The sequence below is a fragment of the Sphingomonas rhamnosi genome (assembly GCF_036663615.1).
In the GTDB taxonomy this organism is placed as follows: domain Bacteria; phylum Pseudomonadota; class Alphaproteobacteria; order Sphingomonadales; family Sphingomonadaceae; genus Sphingomonas.
In genome coordinates this window covers 528,744-553,679 of the sequence record NZ_JAXOJJ010000002.1, presented here as the reverse complement: position 1 = coordinate 553,679, position 24,936 = coordinate 528,744, and the positions used below count along the sequence as shown (strand labels likewise).

Annotated in this window: 28 protein-coding genes; 17 read left to right on the top strand and 11 right to left on the bottom strand. The window is 64.6% G+C overall.

Features of this window, described 5'->3' with window-relative positions; genetic code table 11:
• Positions 1-158: 158 nt before the first annotated feature.
• Complete coding sequence (locus tag U1701_RS07535; RefSeq protein WP_332781920.1) at positions 159-602, bottom strand: HIRAN domain-containing protein; 444 nt, start codon at positions 600-602, stop codon at positions 159-161.
• Between the two features lie 261 nt (positions 603-863).
• Here U1701_RS07535 and U1701_RS07530 point away from each other — a divergent pair, with 261 nt between their 5' ends.
• Positions 864-1,022: a hypothetical protein gene (locus U1701_RS07530; protein ID WP_332781919.1), complete on the top strand. Its 159-nt coding sequence runs from the start codon at positions 864-866 to the stop codon at positions 1,020-1,022.
• A gap of 4 nt (positions 1,023-1,026) precedes the next feature.
• Positions 1,027-1,218, top strand: a complete 192-nt coding sequence (locus U1701_RS07525; protein ID WP_332781918.1) for a hypothetical protein — start codon at positions 1,027-1,029, stop codon at positions 1,216-1,218.
• Between the two features lie 275 nt (positions 1,219-1,493).
• Here the strand turns inward: U1701_RS07525 and U1701_RS07520 are convergent, their stop codons facing one another.
• Both U1701_RS07520 and U1701_RS07515 read right to left on the bottom strand, forming a co-directional pair.
• Positions 1,494-1,766, bottom strand: a complete 273-nt coding sequence (locus tag U1701_RS07520; protein ID WP_332781917.1) for a hypothetical protein — start codon at positions 1,764-1,766, stop codon at positions 1,494-1,496.
• Between the two features lie 59 nt (positions 1,767-1,825).
• On the bottom strand, positions 1,826-2,488 hold the full coding sequence (locus tag U1701_RS07515; RefSeq protein WP_332781916.1) for a hypothetical protein: 663 nt from the start codon (positions 2,486-2,488) through the stop codon (positions 1,826-1,828).
• Between U1701_RS07515 and U1701_RS07510 the strand changes: the two genes are divergently transcribed.
• The 5 genes from U1701_RS07510 to U1701_RS07485 all read left to right on the top strand — a co-directional run bounded on the left by U1701_RS07510 (position 2,483) and on the right by U1701_RS07485 (position 5,088).
• Complete coding sequence (locus U1701_RS07510) at positions 2,483-3,121, top strand: nucleotidyltransferase family protein (protein WP_332781915.1); 639 nt, start codon at positions 2,483-2,485, stop codon at positions 3,119-3,121. The two genes, U1701_RS07515 and U1701_RS07510, sit on opposite strands and share 6 nt — an antisense overlap.
• Before the next feature lie 36 nt (positions 3,122-3,157).
• Positions 3,158-3,355 (top strand): hypothetical protein, encoded by a 198-nt coding sequence (locus tag U1701_RS07505; protein ID WP_332781914.1) that lies wholly within the window; start codon positions 3,158-3,160, stop codon positions 3,353-3,355.
• 129 nt (positions 3,356-3,484) lie between these two features.
• Positions 3,485-3,652: a hypothetical protein gene (locus U1701_RS07495; protein ID WP_332781912.1), complete on the top strand. Its 168-nt coding sequence runs from the start codon at positions 3,485-3,487 to the stop codon at positions 3,650-3,652.
• 47 nt (positions 3,653-3,699) lie between these two features.
• Entirely contained in the window at positions 3,700-3,870 is a 171-nt protein-coding gene (locus U1701_RS07490) for a hypothetical protein (protein ID WP_332781911.1), read from the top strand.
• 615 nt (positions 3,871-4,485) lie between these two features.
• Positions 4,486-5,088: a cupin domain-containing protein gene (locus U1701_RS07485; RefSeq protein WP_332781910.1), complete on the top strand. Its 603-nt coding sequence runs from the start codon at positions 4,486-4,488 to the stop codon at positions 5,086-5,088.
• 182 nt (positions 5,089-5,270) lie between these two features.
• On the opposite strand, the gene U1701_RS07480 is transcribed toward U1701_RS07485, so the two are convergent.
• From U1701_RS07480 to U1701_RS07460, 5 genes are all read right to left on the bottom strand, one after another.
• On the bottom strand, positions 5,271-6,578 hold the full coding sequence (locus tag U1701_RS07480; RefSeq protein ID WP_332781909.1) for an RNA polymerase sigma factor: 1,308 nt from the start codon (positions 6,576-6,578) through the stop codon (positions 5,271-5,273).
• Positions 6,503-6,862, bottom strand: a complete 360-nt coding sequence (locus U1701_RS07475) for a YciI family protein (protein ID WP_332781908.1) — start codon at positions 6,860-6,862, stop codon at positions 6,503-6,505. Before U1701_RS07475 ends, U1701_RS07480 begins: the two co-directional genes overlap by 76 nt.
• 300 nt (positions 6,863-7,162) lie before the next feature.
• Entirely contained in the window at positions 7,163-8,086 is a 924-nt protein-coding gene (locus U1701_RS07470) for a family 43 glycosylhydrolase (RefSeq protein WP_332781907.1), read from the bottom strand.
• The gene (locus tag U1701_RS07465) at positions 8,083-9,234 is read right to left on the bottom strand and encodes a cellulase family glycosylhydrolase (RefSeq protein WP_332781906.1); all 1,152 of its coding nucleotides are present in this window, start codon (positions 9,232-9,234) and stop codon (positions 8,083-8,085) included. Before U1701_RS07465 ends, U1701_RS07470 begins: the two co-directional genes overlap by 4 nt.
• Before the next feature lie 16 nt (positions 9,235-9,250).
• The gene (locus U1701_RS07460) at positions 9,251-10,390 is read right to left on the bottom strand and encodes an aldose epimerase family protein (RefSeq protein ID WP_332781905.1); all 1,140 of its coding nucleotides are present in this window, start codon (positions 10,388-10,390) and stop codon (positions 9,251-9,253) included.
• A 232-nt stretch (positions 10,391-10,622) separates the two neighbouring features.
• Here U1701_RS07460 and U1701_RS07455 point away from each other — a divergent pair, with 232 nt between their 5' ends.
• Entirely contained in the window at positions 10,623-13,397 is a 2,775-nt protein-coding gene (locus tag U1701_RS07455; RefSeq protein ID WP_332781904.1) for a TonB-dependent receptor, read from the top strand.
• Positions 13,398-13,584: 187 nt separating this feature from the next.
• Positions 13,585-14,355, top strand: coding sequence for a FadR/GntR family transcriptional regulator (locus tag U1701_RS07450; protein WP_332781903.1), 771 nt, complete (start codon positions 13,585-13,587; stop codon positions 14,353-14,355).
• Positions 14,356-14,675: 320 nt separating this feature from the next.
• Here the strand turns inward: U1701_RS07450 and U1701_RS07445 are convergent, their stop codons facing one another.
• Complete coding sequence (locus U1701_RS07445; RefSeq protein ID WP_332781902.1) at positions 14,676-15,536, bottom strand: aldo/keto reductase family oxidoreductase; 861 nt, start codon at positions 15,534-15,536, stop codon at positions 14,676-14,678.
• Between the two features lie 92 nt (positions 15,537-15,628).
• Between U1701_RS07445 and U1701_RS07440 the strand changes: the two genes are divergently transcribed.
• Positions 15,629-16,525 carry a LysR family transcriptional regulator gene (locus U1701_RS07440; RefSeq protein ID WP_332781901.1) on the top strand — a complete coding sequence of 299 codons (897 nt, stop codon included), beginning with the start codon at positions 15,629-15,631 and terminating at the stop codon, positions 16,523-16,525.
• A gap of 94 nt (positions 16,526-16,619) precedes the next feature.
• Here the strand turns inward: U1701_RS07440 and U1701_RS07435 are convergent, their stop codons facing one another.
• A complete protein-coding gene (locus U1701_RS07435; protein ID WP_332781900.1) occupies positions 16,620-17,138 on the bottom strand; it encodes a DUF2141 domain-containing protein in 519 nt (172 codons plus the stop codon).
• Positions 17,135-18,058, bottom strand: coding sequence for a hypothetical protein (locus U1701_RS07430; protein ID WP_332781899.1), 924 nt, complete (start codon positions 18,056-18,058; stop codon positions 17,135-17,137). Before U1701_RS07430 ends, U1701_RS07435 begins: the two co-directional genes overlap by 4 nt.
• Positions 18,059-18,348: 290 nt before the next feature.
• On the opposite strand from U1701_RS07430, the gene U1701_RS07425 reads away from it, so the two are divergent.
• The 7 genes from U1701_RS07425 to U1701_RS07395 all read left to right on the top strand — a co-directional run bounded on the left by U1701_RS07425 (position 18,349) and on the right by U1701_RS07395 (position 24,935).
• A complete protein-coding gene (locus U1701_RS07425; protein WP_332781898.1) occupies positions 18,349-19,092 on the top strand; it encodes a DUF2334 domain-containing protein in 744 nt (247 codons plus the stop codon).
• Entirely contained in the window at positions 19,089-20,264 is a 1,176-nt protein-coding gene (locus tag U1701_RS07420; protein ID WP_332781897.1) for a glycosyltransferase, read from the top strand. Before U1701_RS07425 ends, U1701_RS07420 begins: the two co-directional genes overlap by 4 nt.
• The gene (locus U1701_RS07415; protein ID WP_332781896.1) at positions 20,261-20,509 is read left to right on the top strand and encodes a hypothetical protein; all 249 of its coding nucleotides are present in this window, start codon (positions 20,261-20,263) and stop codon (positions 20,507-20,509) included. The genes U1701_RS07420 and U1701_RS07415 overlap by 4 nt, the downstream gene beginning before the upstream one ends.
• Positions 20,506-20,934: a COG4705 family protein gene (locus tag U1701_RS07410; RefSeq protein ID WP_332781945.1), complete on the top strand. Its 429-nt coding sequence runs from the start codon at positions 20,506-20,508 to the stop codon at positions 20,932-20,934. The genes U1701_RS07415 and U1701_RS07410 overlap by 4 nt, the downstream gene beginning before the upstream one ends.
• Positions 20,935-21,055: 121 nt before the next feature.
• Positions 21,056-21,583, top strand: coding sequence for an RNA polymerase sigma factor (locus U1701_RS07405; RefSeq protein ID WP_332781895.1), 528 nt, complete (start codon positions 21,056-21,058; stop codon positions 21,581-21,583).
• A 96-nt stretch (positions 21,584-21,679) separates the two neighbouring features.
• Positions 21,680-22,663, top strand: coding sequence for a FecR family protein (locus U1701_RS07400; protein WP_332781894.1), 984 nt, complete (start codon positions 21,680-21,682; stop codon positions 22,661-22,663).
• The gene (locus U1701_RS07395) at positions 22,563-24,935 is read left to right on the top strand and encodes a TonB-dependent receptor (RefSeq protein ID WP_332781893.1); all 2,373 of its coding nucleotides are present in this window, start codon (positions 22,563-22,565) and stop codon (positions 24,933-24,935) included. Before U1701_RS07400 ends, U1701_RS07395 begins: the two co-directional genes overlap by 101 nt.
• The last annotated feature ends 1 nt before the right edge of the window (position 24,936 follow it).

The window sequence follows — 24,936 nt, the reverse complement described above, 5'->3', positions numbered from 1 at the left end:
CTGATGGCCACGCAAATGCATTCGTCACCTCGGATGAATCACGCGAAGCTAAACTGGGGGGTCGTAATGGTGCTGCCGGTCAGTCTCGCCCTCTGGACGCTGCTTCTCCTTCCCTTCGTGCACTAGGTTTGCATGGTCCTCCCATGAAGCTGTACTGATTAGGCTCCGAACTGAGGGCCTTCTTCGTCCGGATAAAATGCGTGCGGATCGAACAAGCGTCGCGGCCTGGCACCCATCGATCGCGGCGCAGGCGGCGCGCGCTGTGGCTCAGCCGGCGCCGGGGGAAGGGTAGGGAGCCCGCCTCCGAACCGCAGCCGGATATAGGCCCCGCTGTGGACCAGCCCCTGGAACACCGCAGCGACATCGTCTCCCTGCATTCGCTTCCCGATCAGCGGGGCTCGCTCTGCGCTGATATAGCCCATCTGCACCCCGCGTTCGGACCATACGGCGATCGCGTTGCTGTCGAACTCGTTGGTCGGTTCCGGCCGTAACTCGACCGGGTCACCGGCCGCGCAGAGCATGATCTCCATGCGCCGGTTGCTCTTGCTCTTGTCCGGGTTCGGGAAGTCGATGCCGACTATGGAGGTGGTAAGTTCGTCCATTTTGCGATCCTACCGGCTTGCGTGGCCCCTCGGAAGAGGTAGGCAGGGGCATGTCGAATCTTAGCGAAGAATACCGCAGACGGGCAGCCGACCATCGCCACGAGGCGGATGCTACACCTCTTGCAAACGCCAGAGACCGCCTACTGGTATCGGCCAAGCGGCTCGACGAACTTGCCGAGCAGGCTGAGCGGGTCGATGTTTTGAGAGCGGGCCGGTCCTAACGGTCTTTCCTGAATCGAAAAATCGAGCGTAGCCTACGTTATGCACCAAGCACCTGATCTTGACGACGCTGTCGCCGGGCTGAAGGCGTTCCGCGCGACTTGGAACCACGGCGAGACGATCGACGAGGAAAGCGGTCTGACTGCCGACGACCTCAACGTGCTGATCAGCTTCGCCGAGGACTTCCCAAGCAGTGACTGAGGCCATGCGCCTACCCGAACGCGCGATCTGGCAAACTGCCGCCCAGATCGTCGAGCAGCACGGTGCGGGCGCGGCCGACTATATCATTTCGCAGCTAGGTGACGTCATTGAACACCGCGCGGCTGTCGAGGACTGGCGCCGGATTGCGGCTGCTGTCGATGCGATTGTGGGCGAAAACGGGCAATCGGCTAACTAACCCAACCGTTCCGCCTTGTTCCTGCGGCAGGACAGGACCAACTTCCGCCTTCCACACGAACACTTCGGAGAATGGCACGTGATTGGGCCGCGCATATGGACCGCCGAGGATGACGCCAAGCTAAAACGCATGCTGCGCAAGGGCGCTCGCGCTCCGATGCTAGCGTTGACGCTGGGGCGTACCCAATGCGCGATCAGGTCTCACGTGTCGAAGCTTGGTTATAGCTTCAAGGATTACCCGCGGGGAGCAATCTCCACCACTACGACGCAGCGAGCCTAGAACGCCGGTCCGTCATAGGCGCTGGCGTCTTTCAGCTGTCGCCATATCCCATTAAAACAAGGGTGGAGGTTCGCGAACCGGGAGTTGTCCGGCCGCGCTGCCCCGTGCCAGAAGCTAATGAACGACCAGCGCTCGCGGCAGTATGGCAGAAGGCAGCGCAGCGCGAGCCGGACGTCGACCGTCGCGACGGTCTCGGCGCGCGACCGATCGACAGCCTCCCGCAGGATCTGCATCGATAATTCGACGATGATTCGGTCGTGCTTCCGCATCCGCTCATGTGGAACGAACGCGGAACAACGCGCAAGCTAAGGTGTCGAGGCTACCGCGATTATGGCGTCATCGCGATGCCGTAGGAGACGGTCACCGATGCGCCAGCCGCCATCGTGCCAAGGCGGAACAGCAGGATCGCATCACCGTCGCCCTTGGTCACGGCAGCAATCTTTCGCAGCGCGTCGAACTTCACGTTGTAAGCACGCGGCAGCAGCAGGTTCGGAATACCGAACGCCGTCGCGCGGGGGTCGGCGCTCGATAGCGTGACGGTCGGCCCGGCCTTCTTCGGCGTGGCTACCACGGTCCCGCGGGCAGTGATCCGGAAGACATTCTCCTGGCTCGCGTCCTGATCCGGATCGATGGCGTGCATGTAACGGACGTCGGTCAACGTGCCACAGCGTGCGTTGGTCAGAGTCACCGTCTCACGGATCGCCCCGCCCGCAATAGCCTTGACCTTCACGATGTCGAAGCAGCCGGCCTTACCGGTCCAGGTCAGGCCGGCATTGGAGCCGATGAAGTCGTACGCGCCGAGCCCCGAACCCCGAAGTTCGGTTCGGGTTTTCCCCGCCACGTAGCCCAGCGCATCGATGTCGATGGCAGCGCCTCGAGCTACCACGTCATAGCGCCAGCCGGTGACCTTCAGACCAAGGTAGTTAACGGTGTTGTCCTCGTCCGATGCGGTTGGCCAGCCCGCAGGACCGGTACGATCGTCGAGTTGCATTGGCGCGTATCCGACGACCTCGCGGATGCGGCATTGCCCGGCGAACACCGCTGGCAGGCCATCGGGGTGAACGCCACGGTGCGACTGCGGATGCTCGGCGACGACGATCTGTTCGTCTATCTGTGCACGCATGGCGCAGCGCATCTCTGGGCGCGACTGAAGTGGCTGGCCGACATAGCCGCGCTGATCGGCGGCAGCGCCGATGGGGGGGTGCGCTATTGGGCCGTCGCACGCGGGGCGGGCGCCGAACGGTCGGCTGCATCGGCAATGATTCTCGCCAACCGGTTGCTCGGCACGCCGTTGCCGGATGGCTTCGTCGCGCCACGGTCGTGGCGGCTGCGCATGCTGAACCACCTCGCGCTCCGCGTGATGCTGGCGGGCGGCGGTGCGACGGAACTCGCCGCGACCCCGTATCGCGGCTGGGCGGAGATCGCCGCCAAGGCGCTGATCGCGACCCGCTGGCGCAACCGCGTCGCGATCCTGCGCCGCCTGGCGGTATCGGGCGAGGATGTCGGCCAGCTCGGCCTGCGGGGCGGACTGCGCGTGCTGTATCCGCTTGTGCGTATTCCGCTGATGATCGGCCGTCGCACCGCCCGGCGGAAGCGCCGCACGGGTCGGGATCGTCTAGGATGAGAGGCGGTCCAGATTTTCAGGCTTGCGGCGCGCCGTATGCGGCGTTCGAGCAGGCGCGCGCTGGCCGCCGCCGAGGTGGCGAACCGCGATTTCCCGAGGCTCGCGCGGCCCCGGCTGTCCGCTGGGGCAACGCCGTCCGCGCGCGTCGTGGAGGGGCAGCGCGTCGCCGATCTCGGCAACGGGCTGTACCGCAATCCGCTACTGTCGGGTGATCGCCCCGATCCAACGTGCTGAAGGACGGCGCGGACTCTTACGCGGCCTTCTCCGCGTTCCTCTATTATCCCGCGATCGTCATCTGGCATTCGGGCGATCTGGTGAACTGGCGTCCGCTCGGACCCGAGATGACCAAGCCCCTCAGGCTCGGTGTTTGCGGTCGACCTGGCGAAGAATGACGCGAGTTTTGTCGTCTATATCCTGGTGTTCGTGCCGCAGATCGGCCCGCCCAAGGGGCCGCAATTCAAGATCTATGTCGTTCACGCCGCGGACTTGGCGGGGCCGTGGAGCGCATTTCAACAAGCTCACCCCGTTTGACGATTCAGCACGAGTCTGCCCTGTGATTTACGGGATGGGTAACAAGCATGGAGTTTGCTCTGCTCACGGGACTTGTTACTGTAAAACAACAAGTTCGTGTTTCCCGATTCTATAGAAGGGGCATCGCGCATGCGGGTGATATCTTTCGCTTTCATCATGATCGCAACTGCGGCCTTGCCGGCATCAGCGCTGTCTCAGGCGACGACGCGGCCATGTGAGGCGGTTGAGGCACCCGGGCCTGCTTGTTTGTTAGCCCATCAGCAGCTGACTGCTCTGCCGAGCGCGCCGGTGTTTTGGCATCTTGATCGTTTCAGATCGATCACCGCGGCTCGAGCGAGGGCGCGCGACGCTAGCGTGATCGTCACCGCCTTTGGCTCTATCTGGCTCTTTACCTTGGCCGGCGACGCGTGGCGGCCCAAAGGCGGCACGCACGTCGGCACGGTGGGTCCGCTGCCAATTCTACCTGCGCGCCGTTACGCGGCGGAATATCTTCGCTCGATCTTTAACCCCGGCACCAGCGCGCCGGTTCACGTTCATTCCGGGCCCGAGGCATTTTTTGCCGTAAGCGGCGATACATGCCTTGAGACACCCCGTGGCGTACAGTCATTAAGGGGTTCGGGGCAGAGCCTGGTTATCGAAGCCGGACCACCGATGCTGTTGATGGCGATCGGACGAATGCCGCGACATGGCTTCGCCCTCATCCTACACGACGAAGATAGGCCACCTACGACCCTGACGCAGTCGTGGCGTCCGAAAGGGTTATGCGCCCGGCTGCTCGCCGCGGACCAGGCTCAGCATCGTTCAGGCAGATAACCAACGCAAAGGAGCAACGCGTGGAACGTCGATCAATCTTGGCTTTACCGATCGCGGCGCTGGTTGGCGGCGCGGCGGCACGGGCTTCGTCCGGAACGACCAGCCTGATCGGCGTCGTTGACCCGATGACGGATGCAGGTTTGCAGTCGAAAGCGACCATCGCGAAAGTGAACGCCGGACAGGACCGGGACGGAAACCCGCATCAGATTGGTGTCAGCGCTACAACCTACAAGGTCCTGACGAGTGACACGAAAGGGGATCTATTCGTTATCGAGCAGGCAAACCAGCGCCGCGGTGGACCGCCTCTTCACGTACACCAGGGAGAAGACGAACTCTTCTATGTTCTGGAGGGTGAGTACCTCATCCAGGTCGGCGAGCAGCGATTTTCGCTTAGGACCGGAGACTGCGTGCTCGGGCCTCGCGGGGTCCCGCATGCCTGGGCGTTCTCAGGTTCCACGAGTGGGCGTCTGCTCTTGAGTTACGCGCCCGCGGGAAAGATGGAGGCGTTCTTCAACGCCTGGGAGAAACTCGGCTTCGCGCCCGGTGGTTATTCCAAGGAGAAGGACGCCGCCCTGCTACGATCATACGGCATGGAACGTGTTGGGCCACCAATCGAGCTGTAGGCCGTTCCTCGAGCAAGCCGCCGGTTTGACGATCAGGTAGCTTCAAGCCGGGTGGCATGGCGGAACGCCCGAAGCGTCTCACGTTTGGCGCGAAACAAGCGAATGCGTACGGCGATGCAGCACCTTTTGACCCTGGACTGAGGTTCCTAAACTGAACGCGCGCTGATAAATCGCAGTCGCGGTTATCTTGCTCGTCGGAATCCACCGCTGAGCAGAAAGGCCCTTACGCTGGCATCGCTGCTGAGCTGCGCGGCTGTCCTGGCAGCGGCCCATGCTTCATCCTCGTCACCCGCCAACCAGCACACGCGCGCCCGCGCTGCCCACCATGGCTGATAGTTGGTCCCGTTCTGAACATCGCGCAGTTGCCGCAGCGCACGTACCGACGCTCCGTTTTCGGCGTGCGCGACGGCACGAGCCACCAACACGCCGGTCGTCGGCGCGAAACGTGCGAGAACGTCGTACAGCCGCGCGAGTGGTTCGGTGAAGTGCTCTCCGGTTATCCCTTGATGAGCGTGAAGCGACTGGATGGCCGCCTCGATCTGGAAGCGGCCCGGTGTTGCAAGCAGCGACGCTGCGCGGATCAGCGCCTCCGCTTCGCCGATCATCGTGCGGCTCCATTGCGACGAGTCCTGCCGATCAAGGGGTACAAACACGCCTTGAGCGTCACGTCGCGCACTACGGCGCGCCTCACAATGCAACATCAACGACAACAGCCCCATGACCTCAGGGTCATCCGGCAGCAACTTGCGGAGCAGACGCGCGAGCCAGATTGCTTCTGACGCCAGCCCGCCAAACTTGCTGTCGGTCCCGCCCACGTTTTCCCAGGCGGTGCCATAGGCGGCGTAGACGGCCGACAGGACCATCTCGAGGCGAGCGGCCAAATTGGTGCGGTCGGGAACGACAAACGCGATTCCGGCATCGCGTATTTTCCGCTTCGCGCGCACCAACCGCTGACTCATAGTGCCGCTGGACACCAGGAAGCACGCGGCAATGCGGGCGGCATCAAGCCCGAGCACTGTTTGAAGCATCAAAGGTGTCTGAACGTCGCTGTCTATCGCCGGGTGCGCACAGACGAACATCAGCGCCAACCGTTCATCGCCAAAGGCGCTGGCTACCGTCGCCTCGCGTTCATCCTGAAGCAACTGGACAAGCCCGATGGCGGCTTCGGCCGTGTGGCGTCGCCCTGCGGCATGGCCGATGCTGCGCCGAGCAACCGTCAACAGCCAACCAAGGGGGTTGGCCGGCGCGCCGTCACGCGGCCACTGCGCGAGTGCGGCCGCGAAGGCGTCGCCAAGTGCATCCTCCGCGACTGCAATGTCGCCGCATCGCTTGGCAAGGATCGCGAGCAGCTTGCCATAGGACGAGCGCGCCACGACTTCCGCCTGATCGGCAGCGTCGTGACGCGCGCGATCCATCAGGCGCTTGGCGGCGGCAACACGGGGCGGATCTCGACCGAGCCCGCTGTCACGCACGGCGCCCGCGATGCCCATTCGAACGCGCCGTCGAGGTCGGCGACATCGACAATGACGTATCCGGCCAGCATTTCCTTCGTATCCGCGAATGGACCGTCGACAACATGGCGCTTGCCGTTCTCTATCCGGAGGGTCGTGGCGACGTCAGGCGGTTGCAGGCCATTTCCACTCACCATCGCGCCGCTCTGCGCGATCGCACCGATGTACGCAGTCCAGGCACCCCAATAAGCCTCAGCTTGAGCCGGATCGTTGGGTTTTGCCCTTTCGGCAGACGTTTCATTGAACAGCAGCATGTAGTGCATTGGTCGCATCCTATACCAAGCTTGAGCCGCTGGCGTCATGCCCGCGACGAGCGACACGACGGCCGCTCAACCAGATGTGCGGCAAGGTAAACGGATTCAGACTGGCCGCTTCAAAAAAATCGCAAGAGGTCGGCTCTAAAGCTTGGCTTTCCGCAGATGGTCGGGCGAGGGGCGCGTTGCAGGCGCACTGCATAAGTCCCCGCGATCCGCCCATCTCTACCTTACGTTCCGGCTGCAGGCCTATTGTCTCATTCATCAGTCGGCGGGTTCCTGCGTCCTCTTCCGAATGCTACCGCATCGTCAGTCGCTCATGCGCACCGGTTCGATCTGGCCGAGCAAGTCATACTTGATCGATTGGATCGCGACCTTGCGATCGTCGGTATAGGGGCCGTCGCCTCCCTTGCCCTCCCATCGATGATAGACGATCAGCCATTCGCCGGTTTTCGGGTCCTGCACGAACGCGTGGTGGCCAGGGCCCTTGAACTTACGGTCGCTCGTCAGCAGCGTTCCGCGGTATTTCCACGGACCGATGGGCGATGCGGCCATCGCGTAGCGGACGGAATAGTCAGACATGTTCCAGTGGCCGGTGCTGTACGAGAGATAATAGATGCCGTTCCGCTCATGCATGAACGCGCCTTCGGTAAAGCGCGGGGGCTGATCGACCAGAACCTCGCCGGCCAGGGTCACCATGTCCGGCGCTAAGTCGAAAACGCGCAGCCGGGCGCCTGCGCTGCCGCCCGCGTAGAGTAGGCGGCGACCGGATTTGGGATCGACGAACACCATGGGATCGATCGCCTCGAATCCGTTTCCTCCGGTCAGCAGTGGTTTGCCGCTGTCCTTGCAGGGGCCGGCGGGCGTATCGCAAACCGCGACGCCTAGCCTGCTCGGCGTGGGCTGCTGCGGACCGACCGAGTAATAGAGGTAATATTTCCCATTCGCCGCGCGCATGTCGGGTGCCCACAGGAAATGCCTGCGCGCATGGTCCGCACCGGCCCAACTGACGTCCGCGAGTCGCAAGAGAACACCGCGTTTCTGCCAATGGACCTGGTCGGGTGACGACCAACTTTCAAGCGTATTGCCATCTCCGGTCGGCTCGATCCACATCTGCCCGTCAGCAAACAAGGCGGAAGGGTCGGCGCCGGCGAAGATCGACTTCACCTGCTCGGCAGGAGCTGCGCCACTTAAAAGGATCAAGGCGGCGGCGATGGCGCCCCGGCATTTCACGGTTGTGGCGCCGGTGGCACGATTCCCTTTGGTGCGATCGCGAGCCGTTTGATCAACTCGGTTTCGGCGACCCGGTAAGGCGTGCCGTCGGCACGCAACACTTCATGGAACCACACCGTCGGCTCGTCGCTGGTATAGGGCTTCTTCCAGCTGTCCCAAGGCATTCGGGTCTGGGTCTTGCCGTCGACGAAACCCCAGTTGATCATGCCGATGTTGAGGCGCTTGGCGATCGGCAGGCTGCCGTCAAAGGTCGAACCCGCGCCGCGCGCCATATATTCGGTGCAGATGACCGGTCGGCCGTAGCTCAACATCTGATGCGCGCGCTTCGCGAACGTCTCGGGCCAGCTATAGTCGTGGAAGGTCATCACGTCCGAACGCGTGACCTGAATACGCTCGACAGGATCGAGCGTCGCGGACTGGTCCCAATGATCGCCGATCCATACGCCGCTCGTCAGCGGCTGCGTCGGGTCCCGGCCCTGCGCCCAGGTAAAGACCTGGTCGAGGAGCCCGGCCACGAGCTTCTTCTTGTCCGGCGTCTCCGCATAGTTGCCGCCGCCGCCGTTGTTGGGCTCGTTCCACACGTCCCAAGCCAGAATGCGGTCGTCCTTGGCGAAGGTGCCGACGATATCTTTCACATACCCTTCGAGCTTGCCGTACTGGCTCTTGTCCGAAAGCCGTGCGGCGCCGGGGCCTTGGACCCATCCCGAATTATGCACGCCCGGAATAGGCGGGTGTTGCGGCCCGAGCTTCGGGTTCGGATCCCAGCAACTATCGAACAGCACGAACATCGGCTTGATGTGATGCTTTGCGGCGATCGCCAGGAAGATGTCGATGCGTTTCTTGAATCCCGCCGCGTCCTGTTCCCACAGCATGTTGTGCAGGAACACGCGCATCGTCGTCATGTGCAACCGTTCGGCCCAGCCCAGTTCCTTATCGATCGTAACGGGATCGAATGTCGCCTCCTGCCACATTTCGAGCTGGTTGATCGCGGTGGCAGGGGCGTAATTGGAACCGATCGCCCAGGGCTGCGTCGTCGACCACCGCGCGGCTTCGGGCTTGGTCCATTGTCCGCGCGCATCGGCGGGAACGGCGGTTGCGCTCAAGACGGCGATGCTTGCGGCGGCAAACGCGACGGTGCGACGGATCATGCGGTTTCCTGTCATTTCAGCGTACCATTCCGGTGGTCAGACGATAGGTCATGACGTTGCGATAGGTCTGTCCGGGGTTGAGACGGGCGGAACCGAAGGCGGGCTGGTTAGGGGTGTCGGGAAAGATCTGGGGTTCCATCACGAACGCATCGCCCTCGCGATAAACCTTGTTCGACTTCCCTGCGCTCGTCCCGTCGAGAAAATTCCCCGAATAAAACTGCAGGCCGGGCTGGTTCGACCAGAGCTCGAATCCGCGGCCGGAGGCGGGATCGTGGGCGCGTGCCATCAGGTGAATGTCGGGTGTCACGCTACGGCCGATGACCCAATTGTGATCATAGCCGCGGGCGAACACGATCTGCTGGTCGCTGGCGTCGCGGACGCGCTCGCCGATCGTGTGCGGCGTGCGGAAATCGAAGACCGTACCCGCGACGGGCGCCAACGCGCCGGTTGGGATCGCGCCTGCATCGGTCGGGAGATAGTGGTCGGCCGGGATCGTGACCATCGTCCCCATCGCGCCGTCCACGGCGCCCTCGCCAGACAGGTTCCAATAGGCATGGTTGGTAATGTTGACGATGGTGGATGTGTCGGTGGTCGCGCGGTACTCGATCGTCAGTTCGTCGCGATCGTTCAGCGAGTAGGTCGCATCGACGCTGAGCGTACCGGGATAGCCCATCTCGCCGTCGCGGCTGACATGGTGGAGACGAACCGAGGCAGTAGGGCCGTCGTGCGTCTCGGTAACCTGCCACAATACCTTGTCGAACCCGACATTGCCGCCGTGTAGCGCGTTGACCCCGTCATTGACCGGCGTCTGGTAGCTCTTGCCGTCGAGCGTGAATTTCCCCCGCGCCAAGCGGTTGGCGAAGCGCCCGACCGTGCCGCCAAAATATTGCGGCTTCGAAAGATATTTATCGAGGGTTGGGTATCCGAGCGCGATATCGGCAGGCTTGCCGTTCCGATCGGCCAGAATCAGCGACTGGAGCGCCGCGCCGTAGGCGATGATCGTCGCTGAAACACCGTGACCGTTGGTCAGGGTGATAGCGGGCACCGCACGCCCATCGGGGAGGGTGCCGAACACAGCCCGCTTCGCCTGCCCGGCGTTCGCGACCGTCGGCGCGATCAGGCTTGCCGCGCCTAGCATCAGGGCCAGCGTCTTCATTGTCCTCTCCCGATTGCGCCGCCATCAGCGCCGTCGACGCGGCTTGTTGCAAAAGCGGTTGGGGAAAACAAACGTTATTTATCATACCAGTGAAGTCGCCCCGTCAGGCCGCACCCCTTAGCTCAGATATATAAGATAATTATCTTGTATCAGGATCGAGCTTGGGTGTAGGGCCCCGCGAACACGAGCTTCGAGGCAGAAGCCGCGATCACCGCAAGAGGGGAGGCCGTCCATGCGCCGCAAACTAGTCATTCTCGGAACGTCGTCGATTCTGGCGCTTGTCGCTGCACCCGGCCAGGCCCAGACGGCCCCACAGCAGGGCGCGCAGAGTAACACCGCAGGCTCGACGCCAGCATCCGCGCAAGACGCCGTGACCACCGACGTCCAGGCGGCACCGGCTACACCGGCGGCGGCAGACGATGGCGACATCGTCGTAACCGGGTTGCGGCAAAGCCTTCGGTCGGCGCAGGCGATCAAGCGCAATTCGGACCAGCAGATCGATTCGATCGTCGCTTCCGACATCGGCAAGCTGCCCGACGTCGCGCTGTCCGACGTTGCGGCACGCATTCCCGGTGTCCAGGTTGATCGCGGTGGCGGCGAGGCGAGTCGAGTCCTGATCCGCGGTCTGCCCGATTTTGCGACGACCTATAACGGGCGCGAGATCTTTACGGCGGAGTCGCGCGCGGTCGCGTTGCAGGACTTCCCGGCGGGCGCGATCGCCGCGATCGAAGTGTTCAAGACGACCACTGCCGATCTGGTTGAGGGCGGCCTCGCTGGCGAAGTGAACGTGCGCAGCCGCAAGCCGTTCGATTTCGACGGTCTGGAGATCGCAGGCTCGTTCTGGGGCCAGTATCAAAAGCGATCCAAGGACTTTACGCCCAACGGTAACCTGCTCGTGTCGAATCGTTGGGACACTGGGGCGGGGGAGTTTGGGGCACTGCTCAATTTCAGTTACACCAGCCTCAACTATCTTGATTCGACGCTGTCGAACACGGATTTCATCGCCAATCCGACGATCCAGCCGTCGAACACCGTTGCGCGGTTCCCCGACATCCAGCGCATTACGTTTGGCGAAGGCAAGCGGTCGCGCCCGTCGTTGAACGGCGCGCTCCAGTGGCGGCCACAACCGGGCCTGGAATTCTATGCCGAGGCGCTGTGGCAGGGTTTCCGCAACCAGGTTTCCGACCGCGAGACCAGCGTGCCGCTATACGGCGCGTCGGCGTATAACGATGTGGTCTATGGCCAGAACTCAAACCTGGTCAGCAGCCTGACGGCGGTGAACCCGAACCGGCCCGAAGGCTTCCAAGGGGCGACATATGGCAAGACCGATACCTATCAATACGCAATCGGTGGCAAATATGATTCGGGCGCGTTTCATCTGTCGACCGACATCGCGCGCACCGCGAGCAAGTTCACCAATTCGGTCTATTCGTTCGATACGGCCTACGCTTCGCCGACCACAGTCACCGCGGACACCGGCCTGATCAGCGGCACGCCCAGCTTTACGCTTGCCGGTGTCGATCCGCTCGCCGCGTCGAACTATATCTTCCGCGGCTTCTACGACCGTCAGCAAATCGCGCGCGGTCGCGACTGGCAGGGCCGGATCGACGCGTCGTACGATACCGGCAACGACTATCTGACCAAGATCGAGGCGGGTTTCCGCTATGTCGATCGCAACGCGCACTATGAGGACGGCGATCGCTATGCCTATGTCGAGGGGCAGCGGCTGCCGCTCAGCGCGGTACCGGTCGACTATGCTGTCGGGTCGAGCGGCTTTCCGAGCGACGCGGGCAATGGTCTCGGCCGATACTATTCGCCGACCTACGACGGTATTCGGAACAACGTCGAACAGTTGCGGGCGTTCGTCGGCTTTCCAACTGGCGCTCCTCCGATCAATCCCGCAGCGACCTACACGTCCAACGAACGCTCCTATGCCGGCTATGGCCAGCTCAAATACGCGTTTGGGACCGGCGTCCGGGTCGATGGTTCGATTGGCGTGCGCGTTGTGGGCACGACGCTGAATCTGATGGCGACGTCGCTCAGCGGGACGACCGCGACGCCGATCGACGCCACGACCAAATATACCGACTGGCTGCCCAATGCGAACGCCCGCATCCGCTTCACCGATCAGTTGCAGCTGCGCCTGACGGCGACCCAGACACGCTCGCGGCCTGGATTCGGTCAGTATAATCCGGCGGTCAATTCGGGATCTGTGCCCGGTTGTGAGTTCGATCCCGTCACGAACGCATTGCTGCCAGCAAGCCTGAACCCGAACGCGGCAAGCTGCATCCGCAGCGGTAGTGCCGGCAACGCCAACTTGAAGCCGCTCAAGTCGAACAACTACGACGCCAGCCTCGAATATTATTTCTCGAAGACGGGCACGTTTGCGCTTGCCGCGTTCCGACGCGATCTGACCGGCTTCATCTCGAACTACCAGATCGCTGGCGTCGATGAGAACGGCTACACGCTCAACATCTCGCAACCGTTCAACAGCGGCAAGGGGCGTATTCAGGGCGCCGAGGCACAGTTCACGACCTTCCTAGATTTCGACGGTCTGCCGGACTGGGCGCGTGCATTCGGGATCGATACGAACATCACCTATCTCGACGCGAAGACCGGCGTCCCGACCAGTTTGGGCGGCAGCATTGCGCAGACCCCCATTATCGGGGTTTCCAAATGGACGTACAACATCGCGGGTATTTATGAGAGCGCCGGCTTTTCGACGCGACTGTCGTGGAATCATCGCAGCAGCTATCTCGGCACGCTGCAGTTTCGCGGTGCCGATGCCTATAGCGAGCGGGTGCGCGGGATCGGCCGTCTCGATTTGTCCGCAAGCTACGACGTGATCAAGAACTTCACGCTCACCGCGGACTGGACGAACATTCTGGCCAAGCCGTTCCGCTCCGATCTGACCTACGATTATGCCGACGGGTCCAGCGCGACCCTGCCGCGCGTGGTGCGTTACGAGGAGTCCGTCTGGTCGGCAGGCTTCCGCTTCCGCTTCTGATGGTCTTTCGCGAGCCGTTGTCTTCAACGCCGAAGCTCGCTTACTGCTGCTATAGTCCCGCCATCCCTGCTGGAGCGATATTCGCACTGGCAGGGATACCGGTTCCCGATCGCGCCATCCCAGTCGGCACGTTCGCGTAAGCACGCGCGGCCTTGTTGTTGTGACGAAAGTGGGCGAGCAGACGCTGATGAACGATACCGAACCGAGCCGGGTCCGCACGTCGCTGGGCCGCAATCTGACTCATGGCATGCTTGACTCGCTTGGCCGCGCGATCGTCACCGGTCATTATGACGGGAAGCGTTTTCCAACCGAGGCAGACCTCTCGACGCAGCACGGCGTCAGTCGATCCGTGACGCGCGAGGCTGTGAAGATGCTCACAGCCAAGGGGCTGCTTTCGGCAAGGCCACGTCAGGGTACGATCGTGCAGCCGACATCGGCGTGGAACCTGTTCGACACCGACGTGCTGCGGTGGCTACTCGAGCGTAAATTCACCTTGCCGTTGCTACGCAGCTTCAATGAGCTCCGATTAGCGATCGAACCGATGGCGGCGCAACTTGCCGCCGCGCATGCAACGGTCGACAACAAGGCGACAGTCGCGGCGGGCTATGCGCGGATGGAAGCGGCCGAGCGCGGTGAAGAAGATGCGCTAGAGGCGGATATTGCGTTCCACGTTGCGATCCTGCGTGCTGGCGGCAATATGTTTTTTGCGCAATTTGAAGAGCTCGTCTCGACAGCGCTACGGACGTCGATCCGCTTCACCAACCGTTTCAAGGGCCGCAGCGCGAGCCTGCCTGCGCACAGGGCGGTCCTGGAAGCGATCCAGGCCGGCGACGAACATCTCGCCGCAGCCGCGGTGCGAAAGATTATCGAGGACGTGATGATCCTGATCAGGCAGGCAGAGAGCGACAGCTTGGCCGATCAACAGCGGAAGCCTTCCAATGGTCCCGATTCAAAATGACCGGTCCGATAAGAGTTGGTCGACAATAGTTAACCGCGAAGGTCCGCGCGCAAGATCTTGATGTGTAAGGCGGCGACGCGCGGGCGCTGGCGTTTCCCAGCGCTAGTTCTGATCGGATCGTGTCACTCCCGTACATCCGCAACAGAGAGGACAGGGCCGACCACACCGGGCGCCCGCACTGCGGGTAACCGATGGGCCGACCTGTCAGGGTGTTTGAGCGCGCTGCGTGGCCGCTTTCAGGAAGCGCTTCAGCTAGAATGAATATCGCATTCTGGGTTCGGGCCGCTCCAGTGAGAGCGGAGAGTTCAAGATCTCGCTTTCTACCCGACCGCGTTGAGCTCGGCGATGGCGTCCTCTGGCAGAGTCAGGGATGCCGCGACGAGGTTCTCGCGTAGATGGGCCACCGAGGATGTCCCCGGGATCAGCAGGATATTGGGCGCGCGCTGGAGTAGCCAGGCCAGGGCGACCTGCATCGACGACGCCTGAAGCCTGGACGCGACGTCGGATAGCGTGGCCGACTGGAGCGGATTGAACCCACCAAGCGGGAAGAACGGGACATACGCGACGCCTTCGGCAGCCAGCATGTCGATGAAGGCATCGTCGCCGCGGTGTGCGATATTATACTGGTTCTGGACGCAGACGATCTCGGCAATGTTGCGCGCCCCCTCGAACTGGCCGGGCGTGACGTTGCTGAGCCCGATATGGCGGACCAGCCCCCGGCGTTGCAGATCCGCGACCGCCTTGAGTGGCGCTGCCAATGAACCTTCAGCCGGGCCGTGCACGTCGAACATCAGTCGGAGGTTGACGATATCGAGCGCCTCAAGCCCAAGGTTGGCCAGATTGTCTTCGACAGCTTGCGCGAGCTCGTCCGGATCGAACGCGGGCAACCAGGCGGCATCTTCGCCGCGGCGGGCCCCGATCTTGGTGACGATCAGCAGGTCGTCGGGATAGGGCGACAGCGCCTCGCGGATGAGGCGGTTCGTGACGTGCGGTCCGTAGAAGTCGCTGGTGTCGATATGGTTTACCCCGGCCGCGATCGCCGCACGGAGCACGGCCAGAGCCTGCTCGTGATCACGCGGCGGGCCGAATACGCCCGGGCCGGCGAGTTGCATCGCGCCATAGCCGATCCGCTTCACGTTGCGTCCGGCGAGGGCGTAGGTGCCCGCTTTTTCAATCGTCATCGTCAATCTCCTGTATCGATGCGTGAAATAGGCGTTGAAGATTGCTTCGATAAGCCGGAGTAGTCCGCACGGGCTGTACGGAAAACCGAACGATGAAGGCTGATCTTGCCGACCTCAACGCCTTCCTCGCGGTTGCGCAGGCGCGGGGGTTCCGAGACGCCGCCCGCACCGCCGGGTCGAGCGCGTCGACGCTCAGCGAGGCCGTGCGGCGGCTCGAGACGCGGTTGGGCGTGCGGCTTCTCCACCGTACCACGCGCAGCGTCACGCCGACCGAGGCGGGGATGCGGCTGATCGAGCGCCTGGCGCCGGCGCTGGGCGAAGTCGAGGCGGCGCTGGATGTCGTCAATCTGTTCCGCGATCGGCCGGCCGGAACGCTGCGTCTCAATGTCCCCGTCAGTGCGGCACGGCTGGTGTTGCCGGCGATCCTGCCCGGCTTCCTTGCGGCTTATCCGGACGTTCAGGTCGAGGTCGTGGCCGATGACGGCTTCGTCGACATGGTGGCGTCGGGCTGCGATGCCGGCATCCGATATGACGAGCGGCTGCAGCAGGACATGATCGCCGTGCCGATCGGTCCCCGCGTGCAGCGCTTCGCCACGGCCGCTGCGCCGGCCTATCTGGACGTGCATGGCCGTCCGGGCCATCCGCGCGACCTGCTCGACCATGCCTGCCTGCGGGGTCGGTTCACGAGTGGCGCGTTGACCAGCCCATGGGAATTCGAGCGCGACGGCGAGATCGTACGCGTAGAGCCGCAGGGCCCGTTGATCGCGAGCATCGCGGGTGCGATCGATCTCCTGGTCGACGTCGCCGTTGCGGGCGGCGGCATCATCTTTCTGTTCGAAGACTGGCTTCGCCCGGTGATCAACCGCGGCGTGTTGGAACCGGTGCTGCCAGACTGGTGGCAAGCATTCCCGGGGCCGTTCCTTTACTATTCCGGACGCCGTCTCGTGCCGCCGCCCCTTCGGGCCTTCATCAATTTCATTCGCGCATGAGACGCAGCGATCGCGGAAATTGGATCAGCCACCGGTGCGTCGACCGCCTCCAGAGGTTAGACCGAGCCTTGGCTGATACGCCGATCAGCAGCATTCAGCGCTTTAGTGGCGCGAACGAGAACAGTCCGCTGCGGTAGTTCATCACCACGGTCGTCAGCGTGATTCCCGCGTGCGCGACGATCCGGGCCTGATCGGCACGCGGCTTGGAATGTCCGAGTGCTGGGTTGCTCGCAAAGCCGATCCCGTCGCGCAACAGGCTGAAACCGTGGCCGCCGCCTCGGTTGTGGACGACGCTGAGCGTGTAAACGCCTTCGCGCGGCACGCGCAGGCACAGTTGTGCCAGCCCAGACGATGGAACCGATATCACCGATCGGCGGAACGTCTTGCCCTGCGCCACGAGGACGTTGTCATCGGCAAGAAATTCGCCCTCGATCGCGGGGTAGATTTCGCCGCGTAGCGTGCCCACGCGATCCTTCAATCCGGTAACCGTCACGAGGACCGCCGGACCCTGTTCGTGCGGGCGACACCGCGCCGCGTCGATGCCCAGTGCGGGCGTCGACCGCAGGGCGACCGGTGGGCTGGTCGTGGCGAGCATCAGTAGGGGAAGGATCACTGCAGGGACTCCGGGCTCACGAGTTCGACGGCGGCCAGCATGGCACCGAGCAGCAGATGCGTGAGCAGCCACAGTGCGGCGATCATCGTCAGCAGCGCTGCCATGTGGAAGGCGGTGCCGGCGGTGAAGGCGACCAGCCCCGCGAACACGATCTCCTTGTTGGGCAACAGGGGCAGGCGCGATACCAGCAGCCGGAGCGTGGCGAGGACCAGCCACCAGGCAAGGGGCGCGGCGGGCAGCGCGACGGCCCACAAGGCCGCCGACAATATCGTCGTCGCGACGATGCGCAGCAGGTGGATCACGGCGATCCGGCCCAGTTCCGGTCGCGGCAGCGTGAACAGCCGCTTGCGCATCACCAACGCGATGGCAGAGGGCAGCGCGATGCTGGCCGCCGAGACGATCATCATCTTTGCATCGGTGCCCAAATGCAGCGCCACGAGCGATTGCCAGCTGACCAGTGCAAGCCCGAGCGTACACGCGTTGGCGACGACCGCGGACAGGATCGACACGTCCTTGATCGTCCCGAACGGGCTGCCCACGAGCGACGCGTGCTTGCGCGCCCAGGCATAGAAATAGAGTTCGCCCGAATACCCAGCGACGATCTCGTTGCTGATCCGCTTGCGCAGCAGCGCGAGGAAACCGCGGGGCGGCAGTCCCCATAGACGGCGATAGATCACCCATTCGCTGGCCGGCAGGGCCAGATACCCCGCGGCAAACAGCAGCCAGAACAGCGGCGGCCGCGGCACCATGCCGATGACCGCGCGCACGTCGAGATGACGCAATTGCCACAAGGCTGCAATCAGGATCGCCGCGGATAACAGCGGGGTCAGCGCACGCGCCGCGAACCCCTTGGTCACGGTCAGTGGTTTCAGATCCAGCGTCGGTCCGGGTGCTACGGTGCCATGAAACGCATCGCTCATACGGCTGCGATCCGGGCTGTAATCGAGAAAGTGGGGCGCGGCGATGCCGCGACGGCGGGGAAGCCGGGGTCTGTCATGCCTATGGGACGCCACCCGATCGGGCGAACCGCAGCCGCGATAGCCATGGACCCAATAAAACGGTCCAGAACCGGTGCAGAAAAAATCGCAGCAGGGCTGTGGCTGGGCAGGGGCGGTGCCGGCTTCGCGACATGCAGCTACGCGTTCGGAATAACACAATCGGGTCCGCTCTCCAGGCCCCTGCGCATGATCGGCGCCCTGACGATCGTCGGTTGGTCGTATCGATCCACGACGTCTCGCCGATGTTCGCGGACCCGATCGAGCGTCTGGTCGAGATGATCAGCGGAATCGTGGGCGGGCCGCGCTTCGCTATGCTGGTCGTCCCCGATTATTGGGGCACCGCACCGCTCGACCGCGCGCCGGCCTTTGCGCGGCGGCTGCGCGAATGGGCCGATGCGGGCGTCGAAATGTTCCTGCACGGTTGGGTCCACCGCGATACCAGCGATCACCGGAACGCCGTCGCCGGGTTGAAGGCGCGCTACATGACGGCGGGCGAAGGCGAGTTTCTGGGGTTGAGCGCGGACGAGGCCGAGCATCGGATGCGACGCGGTCGCGCGGTGGTGGAGGATGCGATCGGCCGCCCCGTCGCCGGCTTCATCGCCCCCGCCTGGCTCTACGGTGCGGGCGCGCGGGCGGCGCTGAAAGCGTGTGACTTCGCCTTGGCCGAGGACCATCTCCGGGTCTGGCGACCGGCAACGGGCGACATCGTCGCGCGCGGTCCCGTGGTGACATGGGCCAGCCGGTCGACCGCGCGCACCGCGAGCTCGCTCGCGGTCGCCGCGGCCGCGCGCGCGCTCCCGGACTGGCTGCCTACTCTGAGGGTGGCGGTGCATCCGGGCGACGTCACGAAGGGGTCGTTGATGGCCAGTATCGATCGGACGATCCGCTCGCTGTCGTCCCGTCGCACGGTCGCGCGGTACGCCGACCTGATGCCGGCAACGGAGGCGTCGTCATGAAGATCGTCGATGTCTGCGCCTTCTACGCGGCCGGTGGCGGCGGCGTCCGGACCTATGTCGATCGCAAGCTCCTCGCGTTCGCCGAGCGCGGGCACGATGTGGTCGTGGTCGCCCCCGGCGAGCGCGACGGCGAAGAACGACGGGGGCCGCGTTCGGCGATCCGCTGGGTGCGGTCGCCGCGCTTCCCGCTCGACCACGCCTATCGGTACTTCGCCGATCGGGCGGCGTTGTACGACGTGCTCGATGAAGAGGATCCCGACCTGGTCGAGGTCTCGTCGCCGTGGCGGAGCGCGTCTATCGTCGCGGACTGGCGGAGCGAGCGCCGGGCGCGGGCACGATTGTCGCTGATCGCGCATGCCGATCCGCTGTCCGCCTATGCCTATCGCTGGTTCGAAGGGGTCGCCTCGACCCAGACCATCGACCGTGCGTTCGACTGGTATTGGCGTCATCTCCGCCGGCTGGACCGACGTTTCGACCTGGTGGTGAGCGCCAGCGACAGCCTGACCGGGCGACTGCGCGATGGTGGGCTGCAAAAGGTGCTGACCGACCCGATGGGGGTCGAGCCCGGCCAGTTCTCGCCTGCGCTCCGCGATGCAGCGGTGCGCCGCGAGATGCTAGCCTTGTGCCGCCTGCCGGAGCACGCGCTGCTGCTGATCGGTGTCGGGCGTCATGCGCCGGAGAAGCGCTGGCCGATGGTGGCGCAGGCCGCGACGATCGCGGGCGGATGCACGCCGGTCGGACTGGTGATCGTCGGCGGGGGATCGCGACAGCGCCCGGTGGTCGCGGCGATCGCCGGCAATCCGCATGTCCGCCTGTTGGAGCCGACCACCGATCGATCGGCCTTGGCGCGGATGATGGCCAGCGCGGATGCGTTGATCCACGGCTGCGAAGCCGAGACCTTCTGTTTCGTCGCCGCCGAGGCCATCGCGTCCGGATTGCCGCTTATCGCGCCCGACCGCGGCGGTGCGGCGGATCTGGCACGCGCGAGCGGCGGCATGCTGTACCGTTCGGGCGATGCGCAGGCGGCGGCGGACGCGATCCTGGCGGTCGCAAAGACCGGTTTTGCGCCGCGCACCGTGCGACGGGTGCGCACGATGGACGATCATTTCGACGACCTGCTCGCGCTGTACGCGCGGGCCGTGCCGGCGATCAGGCAAGGGGCAGCGCGATGACCGCGATCGGCGTTGCGGATGCGAGCCCCAGCGTCGTCGACGTACAGCCGGCGCCATCGCCGGCGTCGCACGGCGACTGCGATTTCAGCGGTGACGGACGGATCGACCATCGCGCCGCCGATCGATCGGCGCTGGCCAGCCCGGGTTTCTATCCCGCTGTCGTGGCGTGCCTTTTGCTGTTCGCTGCGGTCTTGATGGTCAGGCTCTGCTGTTGCGTATCAAGGCTCTTGAGACGCGGATCATGACGCATAGCGGTCGGCAGGCGCTGGCCAAGGTGCCCGCCGTCACGCTGATGTTCTGGATCATCAAGATCCTTGCCACGACATTGGGCGAGACGGCGGGCGACACCGTTAGCATGTCGATGGACCTGGGATATCTCGTCGGCACCGCGATCTTCGTGGCGATCCTGATCCTGCTGGTCTGGCGTCAGATGGTCGCGGAGCGCTCGGTCGACCGCGTGCTGCTGTTCTGGAGCGCCTTCATCCTGACACGACCGCTCGGCGCGGCGGTCGGCGACCTGCTCGACAAGCCGATCGATCACGGCGGCTTTGCCTTCAGCCGTCCCCACGCCCCGGCCGTGCTGGTCGCGGCGATCGTCATCCTCGTGCTGTTATGGCCGCTGTACCCGTCGAACCGAGAGGAGGAGTCCATTTCAAGCGCGACTTTCTGATCGCGGCGGAGCATGATGCGCCATTGCTGACGTGGAGCGCCGGGCGAGTGGGCAAATGTTTGCTCGATCGGTGCCGACCGTGGTGCCTTGTCTTCGGAGCGATGTCGTAGCTGACGCCGATATGTCTTACCCTGCCGGCCTGTCGGCAGTGCTTGCAACCAACCGCGTCCAGCTCGTGCGGTTCTTCACCGGGCGTACGGGCAGCGCGGCGGAGGCCGAAGACGTCGTCCAGGAAATCTGGCTCCATATCGCGCAACCCTCGGCCGGGCTCGCGGTGGGCCCGATCGGAAATCCGCTCGCCTATCTGCACCGTGTCGGCATGAACATCGTGCTCGATCGGGTCCGTGCCCGCGGCCGTCGGGAGCGTAGGGACGCCGGCTATGTCGAAACGACGACCGTCGTCGTCGGCGCGGCGGCGATCGGTGAGTCCCCGTCCGCGTTCGATGCGGTCGTCGCCCGCGACCGGGTGGCGCGCCTCGCGGCCGTCCTGGCCGGTCCGCCCGAAGGGGCGATGCGGGTATTCCGGCGGCACCGGATCGATGGCGTGTCGCACGCCGAAATCGCAGCGGAACTCGGGATCACGCGCAGCGCGGTCGAAAAGCACATCGCGGTGGCGTTGAAGCATCTTCGGAAGGCGATAGATGATTGATCCCGCAGCGGAACTGCGGTTCGTCGCTTGCCGCGGCGTCTGTAAAGCAGGCGTTCATCAAACGGGTGGGGGGCATCCGCCGGACGGAAGGGCATCATGACGCACGCACGTACGACGACTGCTGCCGATGCCGCTGCGACTTGGCATGCGCGACTCGATTCGCCGGACATGGACTGGGAGGCGTTCGGCGAATGGCTGGGCGAACATCCCTCGCACCGCGACGCCTATGATGCGATCGCGCTGCTCGATGCGGAAATCGGCCATGCCGCCCCCGCGATCGGAACGCTGCTCCCGTCGAACGACGATGCGTCCCACACCGATCCGATCGCGATCGGACGACCGCGGTCCAGGTGGCCGCGCTGGGCTGGCGTCGGCCTCGGCGGCGCGCTTGCGGCCGGGCTTGCGATCACGGTCGTCGGGCCCTCTGCCGATGGTGCGGCGCAGGTCTATGTCACCGGCCGCGGCGAGACTCGCGCGGTGACGCTGGCGGACGGCAGCCGCATCGAGATCGATCGTGGATCGCGCATCGCGGTGTCCGGCGGACGCGCGCCGATCATCGACATCGCGCGCGGTGCGGCGAGCTTTGCGGTACGGCACGATCCGTCGCGCGAACTGATGGTGCGGGCAGGGGGATACGAAATCCGCGACCTCGGCACCCGGTTCGCTGTGGTCAACGCGCGCGGGCGCGTCGCGGTGACGGTCGCGCAGGGCATGGTCAGCGTGACGCCGACCAGTGGGGCCGCATCCGACGCGGTGGTGCTGAAGGCCGGGCAGGGGCTGGACATCGTGCCCGACAAGCAGATCGCGCAGCGTCGCGTGGTCGATCCCAACCAGGTCGCGGACTGGACGGACGGTCGACTGGATTATGACGGCGCACCGTTGGCACTGCTTGCCGGCGACATCTCACGATATGCCGATGCCCCGCTGATGGTGGACCCGTCCGCGGCGGATCTGCGCTTTTCCGGGGTATTGACGATTGGTGACGGATCGCGGCTCGTCGATCAGCTTCGCGCAGTCCTGCCGATACGTGTTCGCCGCGTCGATGGCGTCGTGCATCTGGGCGCCGCCGGCGCTCGCTGATCGATCGACACCCGCCGGCCAGGTCATCAGTATCCCGGCCGGCACCGTCCGTAGTGCACTAGATGCCCTGGCGCGCCAGACGGGCATCTCGATCGGCATGGCGGGCAGTTTGCCCAACCGCCGCGTACGCCGCGTCGATCATGCCGGGGATGTCGCGCAAGCGCTGCGCCGGATATTGTCGGGCAGCCGCTTACATGCCGTCCGTGTCGATGCCAGGACATGGCGCATCGAACCGGACGCCGTTCCTGCCGCGCGCCAATCCACCAACCCGCGTCCGGTGGGGCCGGCGCTGGCCGTCGGGGACATCGTCGTCATCGCGAGCAAGCGCGACGAACGTCTGTCCGACCTGCCGGCCTCGATCAGCGTCGCCGGCAGCGCAGCGCTCGGCAGGCTCGCGGGACGCCGGGGGCTGGTCGACGTCATGGCGAATGTCGACAGTGCGTTCTCGACCAATCTGGGGCCCGGACGCGACCGCATCTTCCTGCGCGGCGTCGCCGATAGCGCCTTCAACGGGATCAGCCAGTCGCTGGTCAGCCTGTATCTCGACGACGCGCGGATCGGCTATGCGGCGCCCGACCCCGACCTGCGCCTCGTCGACGTCGACCGGGTCGAAATTCTGCGGGGACCGCAAGGCACGCTCTATGGCACGGGCGCGCTGGGCGGCGTCGTGCGCATCGTCACGGTCGCGCCCGATCTGGACACCTTCGCCGGCAGCGCCGCTGTCGAAGGAACCGGTATCGCCGACGGCGCGCGCGGTGGCGCGGTCGAGGGTATCGTCAACGTGCCGATCGTCGCCGGCACGCTTGGCTTGCGCGCATCGGCTTGGGCGGAGACGATGCCGGGCTGGATCGACGACACCGGCCGCGGCCGCCGCGACGTCAACCGGACGAGTCGGCTCGGCGGACGTGCCACGATGCGCTGGGCGGTCGGTGGGGGCTGGTCGGCAACGCTGGGCGGGGTCGCGCAGTGGATCGATGGACGCGACAGCCAATATGCGACGCGCGGTCTGTCCCGCGCGACCCAGATCGCCGAACCGCAGGACAATGATTTCACCGCGGCGACACTGACGATCGCTGGTCCGGTCGGCCGGCTCCATACCCAGGCGACGACGGTCTATGTCGATCAGCAATTCGGCAGCACCTATGACGCCAGCGTCCTGGCGCCGTCGCTCGCGGTGTCGGCGCCGCTCGCATATGTGGAGGACCGGTCGGCGAGCCTTCTTTCCCAGGAGGTGCGGATCAGCGATCCGACCGCTCGGCATCCCTGGATATTGGGTGCGACGATCCTGCATTCGACGACGCGGCTCGACGGGCGGTTTATTCCCGTCGGACGTGACGCGGCGATCGCCGCCCGCCGCGACGAGGAGGATGTGACGGACATCGCCGTGTTCGCTGAGGGAACGCAACGGCTGACCGGCGTACTCGATTTCAAACTGGGACTGCGCGGCTTCTCGACGATCAGCCATTTGGAACAGCGGGCAGCGGACAGCGACCGCGAGAACGCCAGTCGGTTCGGCGTGACGCCGAGCGCGACCCTCAGTTGGCATAGCAACGCGCTCGGCCTCATCTGGCTACGCTATGCCAGTGCGGTCCGTCCGGCCGGGATCAGCAGGACCGCGGTGCCAAATGACCGGCGCATACCCGGCGACGAGTTGGAAAGCGTAGAACTCGGCTGGCGTGTCGCGCTGATGGGCACGCGCCTGAAGCTTCACGGCGCGATGTTCGGATCGACCTGGGAGCATCTGCGCAGCGATACCGTTGGCGCGGACGGGCTGCTGGGAACCGTCGATGCAGGCAACGCGGTCAATTACGGCGTCGAGCTCGGCGGCAGCACGACGCTCGCCTCTGTCGCGGTCGACTTCGGTACGACGCTACAGCGGGCGCGGCTGACGTCGTCCTCGTCGACGACGGGGTTGGACCGCGACGACCGTCGTCTGCCGGTGGTCCCGGACATAGCGGCGCGGGTGACGGCGGCGAAGGCGTTCAACGCGTTCCGGTTGCCAATGACGATCTATGCGACCGCGCGCTATGCGGGGCGTACGCGCCTGAGTTTCGATCCCTTGCTCGACCGACCCGCCGGCAATTACGCGACGGTCGACGCGGGCGCGTCGATCGATCTCGGGACCGCGCGCTGGTCGTTCGATATCACCAACCTCCTCAACAGCCGCGGCAACAGTTTCGGTTTCGGCAACCCCTTCACGCTTGCGGCGGCCACGCAGACGGTTCCGATCCGCCCCAGAGCCGCAACGCTCAAACTGGCGATCGGGTTTTAGG